This window comes from Providencia rustigianii DSM 4541, from assembly GCF_000156395.1.
Lineage (GTDB): Bacteria > Pseudomonadota > Gammaproteobacteria > Enterobacterales > Enterobacteriaceae > Providencia > Providencia rustigianii.
In genome coordinates this window covers 1-243 of record NZ_GG703845.1, presented here as the reverse complement: position 1 = coordinate 243, position 243 = coordinate 1, and the positions used below count along the sequence as shown (strand labels likewise).

Below are 243 nucleotides of genomic sequence, written 5' to 3'. Positions count from 1 at the left end.
AATGATAGTGGATATATGAGCGCATTAGAGCTTGAGGTAAAAGTTTCAGATCTAGATATGGCAGGAGAAGAAAATTAACACTGTATAAAATCACATGTTATACTGTATGCAATATTAACATCATGACGAAAGGTATATTATCATGATGAATTGTCCTCTTTGTGGTTACGCAGCTCATACTCGTAGTTCTCAGCAAGTCTCAAAAGAAACCAAAGAACGTTATAACCAGTGCCAGAATATTAA

Annotated in this window: 1 protein-coding gene; it reads left to right on the top strand. The window is 34.6% G+C overall.

Going from position 1 to position 243, the window contains the following annotated elements; translation table 11 throughout:
• Positions 1–142: 142 nt before the first annotated feature.
• On the top strand, positions 143–243 hold a 101-nt coding region (locus PROVRUST_RS19045), incomplete at its 3' end, for an ogr/Delta-like zinc finger family protein (RefSeq protein WP_211207519.1).